Genomic DNA, 15,117 nt, shown 5'->3' with positions numbered 1-15,117 from the left:
ACAACGGTGATGACGAACTTGGGACTTTGGTCGGTAACCTCGGATCCCGGCGACACTTCATTGGTGTCCGGCGGGGGTTCGTGGCCGACGCTCTGACAGAACCTAACAGAGGTGTCGGCGGGCTACAAAGCGATCGGGACAATTGACTCGTTCAGACTGATTGTCGCGATCCGCGTGCTCCAGAACACACCTGGTGAGAGACTGTTCTGCTGCCCCGACGACCGCGTTTGATTTGAGCGCGCGCTGTCAGTAGTCTCGACTGGTCATCCAGGTTGCGGATTTGCGCGGCGTTTTGTCATGTTCGCCGAGTTCATCACCGACAAGAGTTCGGCACCGTCCTGGATCAACGACCAACGACAACATGTGGGTCACGTGCGGGTAACCGGCGTGCTCACAGGGAGCACAAGGAGTCACCGTGGCCAAGGGCAAGCGTACTTTCCAGCCGAACAACCGTCGTCGTTCGCGCGTGCACGGCTTCCGTCTGCGTATGCGGACCCGCGCCGGCCGTGCGATCGTCAGCAGCCGCCGTAACAAGGGCCGCGCGAAGCTCACCGCCTGATCGTCGGCTACCCACCGGATCCTCCGGGTCCGGTCAGCTGATGATGACTGCGTCTTCTCATCGGATCTCTCGTGGATCCGACTTCTCACGCACCCTGAAGTCCGGTGCGCGGGTGAATGCTCGTGACTTCGTCGTACACCTGGCACCGGTCGGCCCACAGTGGCCGGATCCGACCGGGTTACGCCGCGACGTCGCCATGACAGGTGGACCCTGGCTCGGCCTTGTCGTGAGTAAGTCGGTGGGCAACGCCGTGGTCCGCCATGCCGTCGCACGACGGCTGCGGGCCGCGTTCGCGGCTACGCGGCATCTCTGTCCGGCCGTCGAGACATACGTGGTGATCCGCGCTCGACGCGGCGCCGCGGACAGGACCAGTGAAGAACTGGCGGATCAACTGCGATCGGCTTTGACCAGCCGGCGGGTCATCGAGATGACGCCCACCGCAGGCACACCGACCGGGGCGGGTGTCGGACGATGATCGACGCCGAGCTGAATGACCGTGGATCGGCCCCCTCCCCCACCCCGTCATCGTCGACTCCGAACACTCGGACCGACTCGCCCGCGGACGCGGACGATCAGCTCACCGTCATCGCCCGGATGCGCCGGGTAGCCCATCTGCTCCCCCGCCGCACGGTCATCTTTCTCATCGAGCTCTACCGGACCTGGGTATCGCCGCTGCGGCTGCCCACGTGCCGGTTCGAACCGACCTGCTCGGGTTATGCAGTGGAGGCCCTCGAACGTCACGGCTTCCTGTACGGCTCTCTGCTGGCGACGGTCCGGCTCCTCAAGTGCGGTCCGTGGCACAAGCCCGGATACGACCCGGTTCCCGACAAAGGTCCCCGCGAACTGTGGAGCGATCTCTGCGGCCGGATCCGTGAACTCTCCGGCGGGCCGCAGTCGGCCCACGATGGCCGGACCCATCAGCCACCGTCCCGGCGGAACGATTCCACCTAGAGAACAACAAGTAAGGGGTACCTGACCCGTGCTCGACTTCATCTACTACCCGGTGTCCGGGATCATGTGGGTGTGGCATTGGCTCTTCAGCTACGTCACGCCCGCCAGTCCCGGTGGCGACGGCATCGCCTGGGCATTGTCCGTGGTGTTCCTCGTCTTCACCCTGCGTGCAATTCTCTACAAGCCCTTCGTGAAGCAGATTCGCACCACGAAGAAGATGCAGGAAATCAACCCGCAGCTCCAGGCGATTCGGAAGAAGTACGCCAAGGACCGGGTCAAGATGACCGAAGAGATGCAGAAGCTCCAAAAGGAGCACGGGTTCAACCCCATGCTCGGCTGTCTGCCGATGCTGCTGCAGATCCCGGTGTTCATCGGTCTGTTCCACGTGCTGCGTTCGTTCAACCGTATGGGCACCGGCATGGGGCAGCTCGGCATGAGCGCCGCCGAGACCCGGTCGCAGGGCAACTACGTATTCAGCGCGGAGCAGGTGCAGAACTTCCTCGACGCGCGCCTGTTCGGCGTCCCGTTGTCGTCGTATCTCGTCGAACCGTCGACCGAGTTCCAGGCCTTCGTCGAGCCGGGTGCCCCGATCGACTTCACCCGCCCGCAGATTGCTTACGTCGTGGTGCCGATGATGATCGTCGCTTCGATCGCCACCCACATGAACTCGCGCGCCTCGGTGCAGCGTCAGCCCGAGGCTGCACTGGAGAATCCGCAGACGCGGATGATGAACAACCTCGCGCTCTACATCTTCCCCATCGGCATCCTGGTCACCGGTCCGTTCTTCCCCGTCGCGATCCTCCTCTACTGGATGAGCAACAACATCTGGACCTACGGCCAGCAGCACCTGGTCTTCGGCAAGATCGCCAAGGAAGAGGAAGAGGCCAAGCTCCTCAAGCAGGAGAAGCTGAAGGCGAATGCCCCCAAGCCGGGTGTGCGTCCGGACCGCCAGAAGAAACGCAATGCAGCCGCAGACGAATCCGGCAACTCGGAGACGACAGCGGTGTCCATGACCAAGGCGGGTGCGACCGACGACGCGGATGCGACGAGCGACTCCTCCCCCAGCGGCGCCACGGACTCCGGGCCGGGCGCGAAGCCGAAGCCGGGACAGAAACCGACGCGCTCGAACGCCGGCGCCGGTCCGGGTTCCAAGAAGCAACCCCCCAACCGGGGCGGGAAGTCCACCGCCAAGAGCGGTAAGAAACGCGGCAAGCGATGACCGCACAAGACTTGTTCGAAGAAGCACACAGTTAGGTGAATGAGATGACAGCAGAGACTGCAACTCAAACCGGAACCGAGACCGAGGCGCAGGACGACGCCAAGGCCACGACCGAAGACCAGACCGAGTCCACCGCCGAGTCCACCGGCGCGGACACCGCTGCCGACACCGACGTCACCGACGAGTCCGCCGAGGACTTCGACGATGACGAGGACGACGACGAGGACGATGACGAGGACGACGAAGATCGCCTCGTCGAAGAGGGCGAGATCGCGGGCGACTACCTCGAGCAGCTGCTCGACGTCCTCGACTTCGACGGAGACATCGACCTCGATGTCGACGGTGATCGTGCCGTCGTCAGCATCGACGGCGGTGACGACCTGACGAAGCTCGTCGGCCGTAAGGGTGAGGTTCTCGACGCCCTGCAGGAACTGACCCGTCTCGCGGTCCAGCAGGCGACCGGTGAGCGCAGCCGGCTGATGCTCGACATCGCCCGGTGGCGTGCCGATCGTCGTGACCGCCTGGCCCGTCTCGGCCGCGAGGTCGCCGAGCGCGTCCTCAAGTCGGGCGAGCGCGAGGCGCTGGATCCGATGACTCCGTTTGAGCGCAAGATCGTCCACGATGCGGTCGCCGCCGTCGACGGTGTCGTGAGCGAGAGCGAGGGCGCCGAGCCCAAGCGTCGCGTGGTGGTCCTCCCCGAGTAGTAGTCGCCCGGACTACCAAGTTGCACTCAGGCCCCGACCGTCGGTCGGGGCCTGAGTCGTTTCCGGGCTCCCCTCCCCTTCAAGGTTCCCGACGCTCGAATGGCTGCGAGAAATTACAGGGGTGTTGTTTCACGTGAAACGTCGGTCTTTGGGGCCTTCGTCAGTTCTCGCGTGAGGGGACGTTATGGGTTCTCGTGCGCGGCGAAGAGCCGTCGATTCGACGCCCTCCGGCCAACTATGGCACCGGATCTCCGCGACCTCAGTCATCGGGCTTGATTTGTCACGTGTCGTTTCATTTTGGATCGGCTCATTGCGGCCCGATGCGACTCCGCGAATCCGTCTGCATCCCTTGGCGGCCATCCGTTCGCGGGTTCGATGCAATCGAAGTGCGATGCTGATTGTGGAGTGTCCCCCCCACAGAGACTCTCACCGGTCCCTTCATAGGAAGCCGAGGTTCTAGTGAGTGCGCCGGTCTGGTTGCGGGCCGGTGAGTGCTTGGCAGGCTCGCATGATGGTAGATGTCACCCTTCGTGGCGGGCAGCGACATGACTCGCGTCATCTGTTGCCGATCTGGGTTTCACGTGAAACGGGGCGGTGCTGAGGTCCACGGGAACCAGCGCGGTGTACGCGGCGTCGCTCGGCCCGAAGTCGAGAAGCGTGCCTAGGCCCCGCCACCGTAATGAATGCCCCGTTCTGCCGGCCCCGATTCATCCAACCCTTTCGCGACCGGTTGAGATCTCGTCGGCGTCCGAGCCGCGAGTGTCGCCCACTCGTGAGGGACACTAGAGAGGTACGAAGCAAATGGGGTTGAGAGCAGACGGGGTTGAGTCGGTGCGCAGGCCCGCATCGCGAGTTGACTGCTCCCCTCCCCCAATAGCCGCCGTGCCGTGATGACGCGTAGCGGTGAGCATCCGACCGCGCTTCCCCGGGCTCCTCTCTTGTCGACCCGATCCCGCTGCGGCACGACAAAAGATTGAGCTAGATCTGGTCAGTCGGATTCGGCGCCATTGACCAACGACTCGTCCGCCGGGCCGTGGATCGGTAACTCTGCTCCGGTCATGCGACTACGAGTTCAGCGGTCCGGCGAATAACACCAATGTGGTTTCACGTGAAACATGTGCCTCCGGGCTCCATGTGCACCGACCGTGAGTCCCGCCAGGTTCCACGTGAAACACTGTCATAGGACCAACTAGAAACGGAGGCGCAGTGTCGTCAGACGCTCAGCCCGATGACCATCCCGACCTTGATGCACTGCAGACCCCGCCGGCGTCGGCGGACGCGGTGTTCGGTGAACGCAAGGAACTGGCGGAGGGTTACTGGCGAATACTGGCCACCGATGGCATCGACCACGGCCTGATGGGACCCCGAGAGGTTCCTCGTCTGTGGGATCGGCACATCCTCAACTGTGCAGTCATCGGCGAACTGATCGAGAAGAACGAGATCGTGTTCGACGTCGGGAGCGGTGCGGGCCTACCCGGTTTACCGCTCGCCATCGCACGGCCGGATGTGTCCATCACTCTGATCGAGCCGCTGCTTCGTCGTAGTACCTTCCTTGAGCGAGCAGTCCAGACCCTCGGCCTCGAGAACGTGGCAGTCGTCCGCGGCCGTGCGGAGGAGAAGGCGGTCCGCGCGGGCGTAGGTCTTGCGGACGTGGTGACGTCCAGGGCTGTCGCACCGCTTGAGCGGCTCGCCAAATGGTCCGCTCCCCTTGTTCGTGGGGGCGGACGGATGATCGCGATCAAGGGATCGTCTGCGGCCGAGGAGATCGAGCGGGATCGCGCGGTCGTCGGGAGGACCGGAATCAGTGACCTCCGGGTAATCACGTGCGGGGCCATACTCGAGACCCCGACGACTGTCGTGGTGGGGACGAAGGCAGAGCGGGCCGCGAGAAAGCAGCGACGGCGATGAGCATCGCCTGGATCATCCGCGGTAGTGCGGCCGATTGTGCCGACGGTGTCACACAGAGGGAGTTCTGAATTGGTATGGAGTCCGCGTAAGGCGCAGAATAGAAAGCGTCCTGGCAGTGCGACTCAGCGCGCTGCCGTTGACGATTCTGCATCAGTTGGAACCGGGGCGACGTCCCCTGGACCCGACAACTCGAACGCCTACCAAGTAGGTCAAAGGAGTGCCCGCGTGGTCGAGCAAGACCCGAACGTTTCACGTGAAACGCCACCCGCTGGAGCCCCGCACGTCGCGGGCGAACCATACGCCGACACCCCGATCGCCATGGCTGCGGAGCGCGCGAGTCAGGTCCTGACACCTGGCGGTGCCGGCCAACTCCCCCGCCCGCAGCACACCCGCATCATGACGGTCGCGAACCAGAAGGGTGGCGTCGGCAAGACGACCACTGCGGTGAACCTGGCTGCCGGTCTGGCTCTGCGTGGACTTCGCGTGCTCGTCGTTGATCTCGACCCGCAGGGCAACGCGAGCACGGCCCTGGGTATCGACCATCGCGCCGAGGACATCGCCTCCGTCTATGAACTCCTCCTCGGAGAGGTGACGCTCCAGGAGGCCATCCAGGAGTCGCCGAGCCAACAGGGTCTCTTCTGCGTCCCCGCGACACTCGATCTGGCCGGTGCCGAGATTGAACTCGTGTCCCTGGTGGCGCGCGAGAACAGGCTCCGAAACGCCCTCTCCGACGAAGTGCTTGCCGAGTATCAGCTCGACTACGTCTTCATCGACTGCCCGCCGTCACTCGGCCTGCTGACCGTCAACGCGATGGTCGCCGCCCGTGAGGTCCTCATCCCGATCCAGTGCGAGTACTACGCACTCGAGGGCGTGGGACAGCTTCTCCGGAACATCGAGCTCGTACAGGCGCACCTCAACCGCGAGTTGCACGTGTCGACGATCGTCCTCACGATGTACGACGGTCGGACCAAGCTGGCCGACCAGGTGGCCGAAGAAGTCCGTCGCCACTTCGGCGACAAGGTGCTCGGCACGATCATCCCCCGCAGTGTGAAGGTGTCCGAGGCACCCGGTTACGGGATGACGATCATCGAATACGATCCCGGTTCACGTGGCGCGATGAGTTACCTGGATGCGGCGCGCGAACTGGCTCTCCGCGGCGCAGCGGAAAGCGCTCAGGCATGACGACACAGATCCGGTTCCGAGTGGAGGTAGAGGCATGAGTCAACGGGACACCGCGCAGCGACGAGGTGGACTCGGTCGTGGACTGGCCGCACTCATTCCGACCGGTCCCACCGAGGACCAGTCGAGCGCTCCCAGACTGGGCAACGCCGCTGCCGACGTCGTCATCGGGAAGGGCCCGTCGCCTGCCGTCGACGGCCATTCCTCCCCTGCCGGCGCCTCAGCGGTCGACGTATTGAGCCGCGAAGAGGCCGGCGCCGTCTACCGGGAGATCCCGCCCAAACAGATTCAGCCGAACCCGAACCAGCCCCGGACGGTCTTCGACGACGAGCAGATGTCCGAGCTGGTCCACTCGATCCGCGAGTTCGGTTTGATGCAGCCGATCGTCGTACGGCGCCTGAAAGAGCCGACGGCTGACGGTGTCGCCTACCAGATCGTCATGGGTGAGCGCCGGTGGCGGGCGAGCCAGGAGGTCGGTCTCGAGGCCATCCCGGCCATCGTCCGCGAGACAGCTGATGGCGACATGCTGCGCGACGCACTGCTAGAGAACATCCACCGCGCTCAGCTGAATCCGTTGGAAGAGGCGGCCGCCTACCAACAGCTTCTCGAAGAGTTCGGTGTCACCCACGAACAGCTCGCAGCCAAGCTCGGCCGCTCACGCCCGCTCATCAGCAATATGATCCGCTTGCTGAAGCTGCCCATCCCGGTCCAGCGACGAGTCGCGGCGGGCGTTCTGTCCGCTGGGCATGCTCGCGCCCTCCTCGCCCTCGAGACAGGAAGCGACGCACAGGAGGCTCTCGCCGCGCGAATCGTTGCCGAGGGCCTGTCGGTTCGCGCGACCGAGGAAGCTGTCACTCTCGCCAACCGCGGGGACGGACCTGAGGCGAAGCCGGCCGCACCCAAGCGCAAGCCGATGCAGATGCCTGGACTCCAGGACCTCGCCGAGAGACTGTCCGACAGCCTGGACACCAGGGTTACAGTCAGTCTAGGGAAGCGGAAAGGGAAGATTGTCGTGGAATTCGGATCGGTTGATGACTTGGAACGCATCGTTCAGTTCATCGACCCGAACAAGTGAATTCCACCGCGGTTTTCTCGGTACCAGCCGGATGCGGAAGTAATGTCACAGTGACGATTGATGGATCAAGCGGCGACCTGGATTTCGTAATGGTCTGCAGCCCAATATGTTTCGTAGATTCAGGTCTTCGGTTCGGAGCTAGGTGACATGAGCGTGTCGATTGTGCGGCTGGAACTCGGATCTTTCGAGTCGCTCCCCCACCACACCCGGCGATGTGTCTTCTGGGAAGTCGAACCGACCACCAACGGTGAGTCCTACGAGAGCGAGTTCGACAAGGAGGCCTGGATCTCCGGGCTGCTGCTCGAGTGGGGCGCGTGCGGACAGGTCGCGATCGAATCAACGACCAACTCCGTCATCGGTACGGCGTTCTACGCACCGCCGAACAGGGTGCCTCGCTCGCAACACTTCCCCACTTCCCCGGTCAGCCACGATGCCGTACTACTCACAAGCATCCGAACCGAGCCGGGCCACGAGGAAGTCGCGACGATTCTGCTCGACGCAGTCCTCGGTGATCTGATTCGCCGCGGTGTCCGCGCGGTCGAATCCTTCGGACTGGTTCGCAACGGTGCCGGCGGGGCCGAGTTCGGCTCGACGCTCGGTGCGACGCCGTCCGGATCTTCGGAGACGGGTGGGGCCGTCGCCGGTGGAGGTGTCGCCGATCTAGATTTCTGGACGGACGAAGCGATCATCGAAGTCGCGCGGGAGATTCTCGAGGACTCACAGGCGGACCTGTGCACCACGTGCATGATCGACGCGTCGTTCCTCAAGAACTCCGGATTCGACGTCGTCTCATCGCATCAGCGCTTTCCGCGGTTCCGTCTGGAGCTCGACCAAGGACTCGGCTGGAAGTTCGAGGTGGAAAGCGCCCTGGAGAAGCTCGTGGTGATGGCCGAGATCGATCTCATCGGCCGGCAGCGCACAGCTGTCCCGGTGGGATCCGGTCGGGGGCGCGTCAGCGCGAAGCGTTCTCCGCAGCCAGAAGGTCCGCGAAAGTGTAAGTGCCCGTAGGACGATCGTCCTGATCGAGCAGGTACAACCGCTTCACGGCCACCAGGATGGCATCGGCGATGACATTGCGCCAATCCGAATCGGCAAGGACCGCGGCATCATCCGGGTTGGTGATGTAGCCGACGTCGATGAGGGCGACCGGCATTCTGGTGAGCCGCAGGACATCCCACGTGCGCTCGTGCGTCCGACAATCGGCAAGCGGTGTGCGAGCGGCGATCTCGCGCTGGATGAACCCGGCGAGATTGCGACCGATCGTCGAGAAAGAGTTCTGGTTGTTGCCGAAGTAGAACGACGCGACGCCGTTGGCCTGCACGTTGCGGTAATGACCACAACGCAGCGAGATCATCAGGTCGGCGTCCATGAGGTTCGCGACTCGGGCGCGTTCGTTGTCACCCGGCCGGCCCCGACCATCGTGAGACAGGAAGGTCTGCATCCCGGCGGCGGCCATGCGGCCCTCGAGACGCGCTCCCAGATCCCAGAGAAGATCGGATTCGCGTTCGGCGAGGTCACCGGTCGACAGCGGATGCAGCCCGCCGGAACCCGGATCGATGAGGATCCGCTTGCCCGACAGCTGCGGACCGGAGCGTCGAACCTGCTCCTCCTGACGGATCGCATACGGCGAACCACCGGTCACACGCGTGCCGAGACGCTCGAGAGACCGCAGAGTCGCCGGACCACAGATCCCGTCAGACGCCAGACCGTATTCACTCTGGTACAGACAGACTGCGTTGTGGGTGTTGAGCCCGAAGATTCCGTCGACGAGCGAGGTGTAGTAGCCGAGGTTCTGGAGTCGATGCTGCAGGGTCGCGACGTCGTCGCCGACCATGGGTGCCGACAGCTGGTACGAGAGCACACGGGCACCGAGACGATACGAGGCCTCGCGAAGAACCCGGTAGGTCGCGGGTCCGACGATTCCGTCGACGATCAGACCGCGCTGCTGCTGGAACGCCCGAAGTGCCCGGTCACAGGCTTCGTCGAAAACAGGTTCCCCACCCTCGGGCAACAGACCGAGCCCGACCAGGATGGCGCGGATCTCGGCCACCGCCGAGCCGTGATCCCCAAGTCGGAACAATGGCATGTCGTCACCCCTCGTACGAATCGCGGCAGGGTGACGCCCTGCCGGCGAGATCTGGCGGACCACATCACTGCGGCACCGGTCAGCATCAGCCTGCATTCTCTCAGCTGAAGTTCACTACACCAAACTGGAACAGGTCCAGCGGCGTCGTTGTCGGCTCGTGTCCCTCATGGTCGGGGACCCGGGCCGAGACTACCAACGACGAGAGCCCGCGGGCCCACGACAACGTCGTTCACCCGTCGGAGTCTCGCCGCGGATCAGAAGAAAATGCAGGTCAGGCCGACTGGCCGACCACCGAATCGAGCTCGCGGAGCAGTGCCGCCTTGCCCTTGGCCCCCACGATTGTCTTCACCGGCTGACCCTTGTCGAACAGGATCATGGTCGGGATCGACATGATCTGGAAGTCGCGCGCGGTGGCCGGGCTCTCATCGACGTCCAGCTTGGCGATGGTGAGCTTGTCGCCGTGGTCGCGCGCGATCTCCTCGAGAACCGGGGCGACCATGCGGCACGGGCCGCACCAGGTCGCCCAGAAGTCGACCAGAACCGGCTTGTCGGCACCGAGAACGGTGTCCTTGAAAGTGGTGTCGTTGACGACGACCGTGTTTGCACCCATGGTGATGTCCTCCTCAGATGGACTCAGAGAATGAAGTTGGAAAGGAAAAGTTCAGGTCAGGCGGGTGCCTGAACAGCTTCGACGTCGGCAACGGACTCGGCGTCGACGGTGTGCGCGGGCGCTTCACCCTGTTCGGCGAGCCAGCGCTCTGCGTCGATGGCAGCCGAACAGCCACTACCGGCTGCCGTGATGGCCTGACGGTAGGTGTGGTCGACCAGGTCGCCACAGGCGAAGACACCGGGCAACGAGGTGTAGGTGGTGCGACCCTGAACGAGGACGTAGCCCTCGTCGTCGAGGTCGACCTGTCCGCGGACCAGTTCGCTGCGCGGGTCGTGGCCGATCGCGACGAACATGCCGGTGACGTCGAGGTTGCTCACCTCTCCGTTGCGGGTGTCCTCGATCTCGAGGCCACTCACCGAGCCGTCGCCGATGACCGACCGAACGGCGGCGTTGGTGACGAACCGGATCTTGTCGTTGTCGCGGGCGCGCTCGAGCATGATCTTCGAGGCGCGGAACTCGTCGCGGCGATGGACCAGCGTGACGGTGCGGGCGAACTTCGTGAGGAAGGTCGCTTCCTCCATCGCGGAGTCGCCGCCGCCGATGACGGCGATGTCCTGGTCCTTGAAGAAGAAGCCGTCGCAGGTCGCGCATGCGGAGACACCGCGACCGAGGAGCTCCTGCTCTCCCTTGACACCGAGGTACCGAGCTGCTGCGCCCATCGCGAGGATGACCGCGCGTGCGCGGAACACCTCACCGCCGACCTCGACCTCCTTGATGTCGCCCGCGAGGCGAACCGTGTCGACGTCCTCCATGCGCAGGTCGGCGCCGAATCGGATCGCCTGCTCGCGCATCTCGTCCATCAGGGCAGGGCCCTGGATGCCGGTCTGGAAGCCGGGGAAGTTCTCGACCTCGGTGGTCGTCATCAGCGCGCCACCGAACTGGGTGCCCTCGAAGACGATCGGCGCTAGCTCGGCGCGCGCGGCGTAGATCGCCGCGGTGTACCCGGCAGGACCAGATCCGATGATGATCACGTCGTGGATCTGCTGGGTCTCTGGCTGGCTCATCCGTCCTCCGTGCTGTGGGGTATGCGAGATCCCGGAGTTCTCGTCGGGATCACGGCTGCTTCAACACAAGGGTAAGCGCAGATGTTCCCGGTCAAGTCCATGCGTCCGGCGTGGTGACGCAGGTCTCGGCTCTGTAGAGGGGATCAGGCGCCGATGGTCCCCCTGGCCAGGAGCGCGGGATTGCCGGTGTCGCACTCGAGACCGACGATCAGGGCGTCGAACCGGCCGGCGATCCCCGTCGACAGCAGGATGGCGGCAGCGGGGTCGCCGTGGAAGATGATCCGCCCGGAGCCCACGATGACGACCGTCGCGGGGACGAGATGAGCCGCGGTACAGCGCCGGAGCGCGGCGACCGACCCGAACGGCGCACCGTCGGTACGGCCGAGGACTGCGATTGCCGACGCGGAACCCGACGGGTCCAGGGTCTGGGTCGATCCGGGTTGAGCCTGCATCGGCGACGGGGTGTCGTCGGACGACGAGGACATCAGGCGCTGCACGCCGATCGAGCCGAGAGCGACCACCACGATCGCCGCCGCGGCCAGCACCACCGGGAGGATCCTCCACCGGCGGGATCGTTCGCGCCGTGCGGCGAGATCCACCGGGGCGTCCTGGCCGGGACCGGGCCGCACAGGACCGGGAGTTGGCGCACCATCGATCGCGGACGATCCGGCGAGAGCGGTCAGTGTGGCCTGGACGTCGGCGCGGACATGATCCGGAACCGCATGCGGGGCGGGGGCCGACGTGCGGAGCTGACTCGTCGTCCGGACCAGGGCTGTCAGGATCTCCTGCGCGGCAGCGTCATCGGCGACCCGAGCGCGGACGTGGGCGGCAGCGCGTTCGGACAGCACTCCGGCGTGGAGATCGGCCAGCGTCTCCGCCGAATACGGCGGCTCGGGCAGATCGCCGGACTCGGTGTCGTCAGGTCCCCGCGGGGTCATGGTGTCAGTCTTCCATTCCGAAGGTCGGGCGTCGGTGTGTCGGTGGTTGCATCTCGCTGGTCGTTGTCCGTTGGTCGTCGAATACTTGGACGCACAACGCGCGGTTCCGGTTCCGCCCCGACCGAATCCGACGGAAACTCATTGGCAGGCAGTGGCTTACGCATCATCGGCAGTCCGGAGATGGCCGAGGACCTGAGCGAGTTTGAGGCGCCCCCGTGCGCATCGGCTCTTGATCGTCCCCTCGGCGACGCCGAGCAATGACGCCGCTTCGGCGACCGAATAGCCCTCCAGGTCGACTGCGACGATGGCCTGTCGTTGCCCTTCGGGCAGCGTGTGCAGCGCCCGACCGATCGACACCGACAGGTCCACCGCGGAGATGTCGTCGGTCGTGTCCGCAATCGACATCACGTCCCATTCGGGCAGGGGGACGGTCTTGCGGGCGTTGTTGCGGCGAATCCGGTCCAGGCACGCGTTGACGACGATCCGGTGCAGCCAGCTGGTGACCCTCGCGTCGGAGCGGAAATCCGCCGCGGTTCGATGCGCGGCCAGCAGTGCGTCCTGCAACCCGTCGGCAGCATCCTCGGGGCTCTGGCTGGTCCGGATGGCGACCGACCACAGGTAGTCGAGGTGACGGTTGACGAGGACGGAGAATGCGCCCGGGTCGCCGGCGACGTGAGCGCCCAGCAACTGCTCATCGGTGCGCAGGTCAACTGCGTCGTTCCCCCCGGCCATGCGCTGAGAGTAATGGAGAAGTCAACTCACGACGCTGCGATGAGGCGGTTGTCTACAGGGTTGGGTCGACTGTGGACAGCTGCGTTGCCCGCGCCCTCAGGCCTCCAGCCGCGACCGGACCGCGGCCATCCGTGCGGCGAGTTCGCGTTCGTCGATCACCCCGCGGTCGAGCAGTGTGTGGGCGAGGGCGACGAGCTGATTCTCCGGATAGGGAAGGTCGGCATAGGTGGTCGCCGCCAGCCGGTCCTCTTCGTCGCGTCGTTCGACCGGGCCAGGGGCACAGGTGGTGCCGGAGGCCTGATCGAGTGCGTCACAGATCCCGTCCAGGCTGGACTTCCACGGCGGAATCGCGTTCTCCACACCGTATTTCGACGCCATCCGGGGCCATACCTGGCCGCGTCCGACGATGTCGACGAGAGGCGGATAGACGCGGAGACGGTGCGGAGTCGACATCGTGTCAGCCCTCCATCGGGCGGATTGCGGGACGGATCGACGTGACACGGTTGGTTGTGACCCCGGGTTTGGGCAGGGCGACCCCGATGACACAGTCGCGGGTGATGATCTCGGCGAGCTGGTCGTGGTTCCAGTCCTCGGTCCCGGCCGGACGCTGCGGCATCACCATGAAGCGGTGCTTCTGGTTGGAGTCCTGCACGTTGATGCTGACGCCTTCGGGCAGTTCGAGGCCGAACTCGGCGAGGACCTGGCGCGGCCAGCGGACCATCCGACGGCGGTAGTTCGGTGTCCGGTACCACTCGGGTGAATTGCCCAGGATCGGACGCGGGTAACACGAACACAGCGCGCACACGATCACGTTGTGCACGTCGGGGGTGTCCGCCAGAATTTCGAACGCCGTGAAGTCACTGGGTGTTCCGAAACCCGTGGGTTCCAGCCAGTCCACCCCGACCTCCTTGCTCGCGGTCATCGGCTCCTTCATCACGAGCTCTTTGAAGTCCGGTTCGAGCCAGGCCCGTGCGACGAGCGTCGCCGCGGGTGTGGGGCCGATCTGTTCGGCGAACTCGGTGAATCGTCGATGTTCGTCCGCGGTGAAGATCCCCTTCTCGATGCACAGTTCGCGCAGGGCGATCTCGAGGACCTCGAAGTCGGTGATCTCGTCGACCATCGGCGCGACGGTCCGCTCGTGGTCGTGGTCGTGGTCGTGGTCGTGTGCGTCGTTGCTCATGATTGCGTGTCCTAGCCGCCGGCTGGTGCCAGCCAACGTTCGGGGATCTCGGTCTGCAAGGTGTCGCCTGTCGGCCCGCCGTAGCCGTGCCACAGGTCGGCCATCGGGAACTGCACGACGTAGAACCATTCGGTCTTCGCGTCGTCCATCGCGAAGGTCTCGTCTTCTGCCGCCGGGCTCTCATAGGCGATCTCGACGATCTTTCCGGTGGCGCCACGGCAGTATTCGGGTGTGCGCGTGTAGAAGATGACCGGCATCTCCCGGACGAGGACTTCGTCACCCAACGCGAATCGCGGCTCGCCCGCCTGACCGGCATATACCTGGGGGTCACCTTTGCCGACGGCCCGCTTGTGATGTTCGTTGCGGACGACCCCGGAACCGTCGCCTTCACCGCGTGGCTTGGCCTCGGGGGCCTTGCCACCTGTTCCGTTCGCGTAGCGCTCCTGGATCTCGACCATCCGCTCGGTGAGCTCGCCCAGCTTGATGTGGTGCTTCTCGATGAGGACCCGCGCAACGGCGATTATCCACCGACCGTAATACGGCAGTCCGAGATACTGGGCGCGCCCGACATCGACATTGCCGATACGTCGACGTTCCTCCGACAACCAGATTCCTCGCCAGGCGAGGACCTCACACATGACGTAGGTCATATGCTCCCATGTCTCGTACTCTTTGCCCTCGAGGAACATCGGTGAGTCTGGCTCACCACCGACGTCGTGAACGGGTTTCCAATATGCGGCGATCCGGGCGTGGTCGAGCATGTCCGGGTACGGGGCATCAATCAATTCTGGATACGAAGAGTGAAGTCGCGCAACAAGATGCAGTTGTTCCGCACGTTCCTTGGCAGTGCTCACTTGGCACCTCCGGGGGGCCTGATCGGCAACAGCGAACGTTGCTGAATGTACTCTTCGA

At 64.6% G+C, this 15,117-nt stretch carries 17 protein-coding genes; 9 read left to right on the top strand and 8 right to left on the bottom strand.

The genetic code is table 11. The features are described from left to right. The first annotated feature begins 415 nt into the window (after positions 1-415). The 9 genes from rpmH (at position 416) to PWF70_RS23520 (ending at position 8,603) form a co-directional block, all read left to right on the top strand. Positions 416-559 (top strand): 50S ribosomal protein L34, encoded by a 144-nt coding sequence (gene rpmH / locus PWF70_RS23560; RefSeq protein WP_005200386.1) that lies wholly within the window; start codon positions 416-418, stop codon positions 557-559. Positions 560-602: 43 nt separating this feature from the next. Continuing rightward, positions 603-1,034 carry a ribonuclease P protein component gene (gene rnpA / locus PWF70_RS23555; protein ID WP_035754031.1) on the top strand — a complete coding sequence of 144 codons (432 nt, stop codon included), beginning with the start codon at positions 603-605 and terminating at the stop codon, positions 1,032-1,034. After that, complete coding sequence (gene yidD, locus PWF70_RS23550) at positions 1,031-1,510, top strand: membrane protein insertion efficiency factor YidD (protein WP_042378125.1); 480 nt, start codon at positions 1,031-1,033, stop codon at positions 1,508-1,510. The genes rnpA and yidD overlap by 4 nt, the downstream gene beginning before the upstream one ends. Positions 1,511-1,538: 28 nt before the next feature. Then, positions 1,539-2,729, top strand: a complete 1,191-nt coding sequence (gene yidC / locus PWF70_RS23545) for a membrane protein insertase YidC (protein WP_006361168.1) — start codon at positions 1,539-1,541, stop codon at positions 2,727-2,729. 44 nt (positions 2,730-2,773) lie between these two features. After that, the gene (locus tag PWF70_RS23540; RefSeq protein ID WP_035753894.1) at positions 2,774-3,433 is read left to right on the top strand and encodes a Jag family protein; all 660 of its coding nucleotides are present in this window, start codon (positions 2,774-2,776) and stop codon (positions 3,431-3,433) included. Positions 3,434-4,639: 1,206 nt separating this feature from the next. Beyond that, positions 4,640-5,341, top strand: a complete 702-nt coding sequence (rsmG, locus tag PWF70_RS23535; RefSeq protein WP_042378121.1) for a 16S rRNA (guanine(527)-N(7))-methyltransferase RsmG — start codon at positions 4,640-4,642, stop codon at positions 5,339-5,341. Between the two features lie 225 nt (positions 5,342-5,566). After that, positions 5,567-6,523: a ParA family protein gene (locus tag PWF70_RS23530; protein ID WP_042378119.1), complete on the top strand. Its 957-nt coding sequence runs from the start codon at positions 5,567-5,569 to the stop codon at positions 6,521-6,523. 34 nt (positions 6,524-6,557) lie between these two features. Beyond that, positions 6,558-7,595: a ParB/RepB/Spo0J family partition protein gene (locus PWF70_RS23525; protein ID WP_006361164.1), complete on the top strand. Its 1,038-nt coding sequence runs from the start codon at positions 6,558-6,560 to the stop codon at positions 7,593-7,595. A 147-nt stretch (positions 7,596-7,742) separates the two neighbouring features. Beyond that, positions 7,743-8,603 (top strand): hypothetical protein, encoded by an 861-nt coding sequence (locus PWF70_RS23520; protein ID WP_286352795.1) that lies wholly within the window; start codon positions 7,743-7,745, stop codon positions 8,601-8,603. Here PWF70_RS23520 and PWF70_RS23515 read toward each other — a convergent pair. The 8 genes from PWF70_RS23515 to PWF70_RS23480 all read right to left on the bottom strand — a co-directional run bounded on the left by PWF70_RS23515 (position 8,548) and on the right by PWF70_RS23480 (position 15,059). Beyond that, positions 8,548-9,681 carry an N-acetylmuramoyl-L-alanine amidase gene (locus PWF70_RS23515; RefSeq protein WP_006361162.1) on the bottom strand — a complete coding sequence of 378 codons (1,134 nt, stop codon included), beginning with the start codon at positions 9,679-9,681 and terminating at the stop codon, positions 8,548-8,550. The two genes, PWF70_RS23520 and PWF70_RS23515, sit on opposite strands and share 56 nt — an antisense overlap. A 271-nt stretch (positions 9,682-9,952) precedes the next feature. Next, a complete protein-coding gene (gene trxA, locus PWF70_RS23510; protein WP_006361161.1) occupies positions 9,953-10,291 on the bottom strand; it encodes a thioredoxin in 339 nt (112 codons plus the stop codon). 56 nt (positions 10,292-10,347) lie between these two features. Next, positions 10,348-11,355, bottom strand: coding sequence for a thioredoxin-disulfide reductase (gene trxB / locus PWF70_RS23505; protein WP_075862902.1), 1,008 nt, complete (start codon positions 11,353-11,355; stop codon positions 10,348-10,350). 143 nt (positions 11,356-11,498) lie between these two features. After that, on the bottom strand, positions 11,499-12,293 hold the full coding sequence (locus PWF70_RS23500; RefSeq protein WP_286352794.1) for an RsmA family anti-sigma factor: 795 nt from the start codon (positions 12,291-12,293) through the stop codon (positions 11,499-11,501). 156 nt (positions 12,294-12,449) lie between these two features. Then, positions 12,450-13,025, bottom strand: coding sequence for an RNA polymerase sigma factor SigM (gene sigM, locus PWF70_RS23495; RefSeq protein ID WP_042378111.1), 576 nt, complete (start codon positions 13,023-13,025; stop codon positions 12,450-12,452). A gap of 96 nt (positions 13,026-13,121) precedes the next feature. Beyond that, the gene (locus tag PWF70_RS23490; RefSeq protein WP_006361157.1) at positions 13,122-13,478 is read right to left on the bottom strand and encodes an SH3-like domain-containing protein; all 357 of its coding nucleotides are present in this window, start codon (positions 13,476-13,478) and stop codon (positions 13,122-13,124) included. Positions 13,479-13,482: 4 nt separating this feature from the next. Beyond that, positions 13,483-14,205, bottom strand: coding sequence for a thiocyanate hydrolase subunit gamma (gene scnC / locus PWF70_RS23485; protein ID WP_042378109.1), 723 nt, complete (start codon positions 14,203-14,205; stop codon positions 13,483-13,485). Between the two features lie 11 nt (positions 14,206-14,216). Then, positions 14,217-15,059, bottom strand: a complete 843-nt coding sequence (locus PWF70_RS23480; RefSeq protein ID WP_042378106.1) for an SH3-like domain-containing protein — start codon at positions 15,057-15,059, stop codon at positions 14,217-14,219. Positions 15,060-15,117 lie beyond the last annotated feature (58 nt).

The organism is Gordonia sp. Swx-4 (genome assembly GCF_030316175.1).
Taxonomy (GTDB): domain Bacteria; phylum Actinomycetota; class Actinomycetes; order Mycobacteriales; family Mycobacteriaceae; genus Gordonia; species Gordonia alkanivorans.
The sequence above is the reverse complement of the archived record's forward strand: the minus strand, read 5'-3'. Positions and strand labels throughout refer to the sequence as shown.

Coding starts and splice junctions, on each gene's coding strand:
- rnpA (WP_035754031.1), top strand. CDS start 603: ATGACTGCGTCTTCTCATCGGATCTCTCGTGGATCCGACTTCTCACGC.
- yidD (WP_042378125.1), top strand. CDS start 1,031: ATGATCGACGCCGAGCTGAATGACCGTGGATCGGCCCCCTCCCCCACC.
- PWF70_RS23540 (WP_035753894.1), top strand. CDS start 2,774: ATGACAGCAGAGACTGCAACTCAAACCGGAACCGAGACCGAGGCGCAG.
- PWF70_RS23525 (WP_006361164.1), top strand. CDS start 6,558: ATGAGTCAACGGGACACCGCGCAGCGACGAGGTGGACTCGGTCGTGGA.
- PWF70_RS23520 (WP_286352795.1), top strand. CDS start 7,743: ATGAGCGTGTCGATTGTGCGGCTGGAACTCGGATCTTTCGAGTCGCTC.
- PWF70_RS23515 (WP_006361162.1), bottom strand. CDS start 9,681: ATGCCATTGTTCCGACTTGGGGATCACGGCTCGGCGGTGGCCGAGATC.
- trxA (WP_006361161.1), bottom strand. CDS start 10,291: ATGGGTGCAAACACGGTCGTCGTCAACGACACCACTTTCAAGGACACC.
- trxB (WP_075862902.1), bottom strand. CDS start 11,355: ATGAGCCAGCCAGAGACCCAGCAGATCCACGACGTGATCATCATCGGA.
- PWF70_RS23500 (WP_286352794.1), bottom strand. CDS start 12,293: ATGACCCCGCGGGGACCTGACGACACCGAGTCCGGCGATCTGCCCGAG.
- sigM (WP_042378111.1), bottom strand. CDS start 13,025: ATGGCCGGGGGGAACGACGCAGTTGACCTGCGCACCGATGAGCAGTTG.
- PWF70_RS23490 (WP_006361157.1), bottom strand. CDS start 13,478: ATGTCGACTCCGCACCGTCTCCGCGTCTATCCGCCTCTCGTCGACATC.
- scnC (WP_042378109.1), bottom strand. CDS start 14,205: ATGAGCAACGACGCACACGACCACGACCACGACCACGACCACGAGCGG.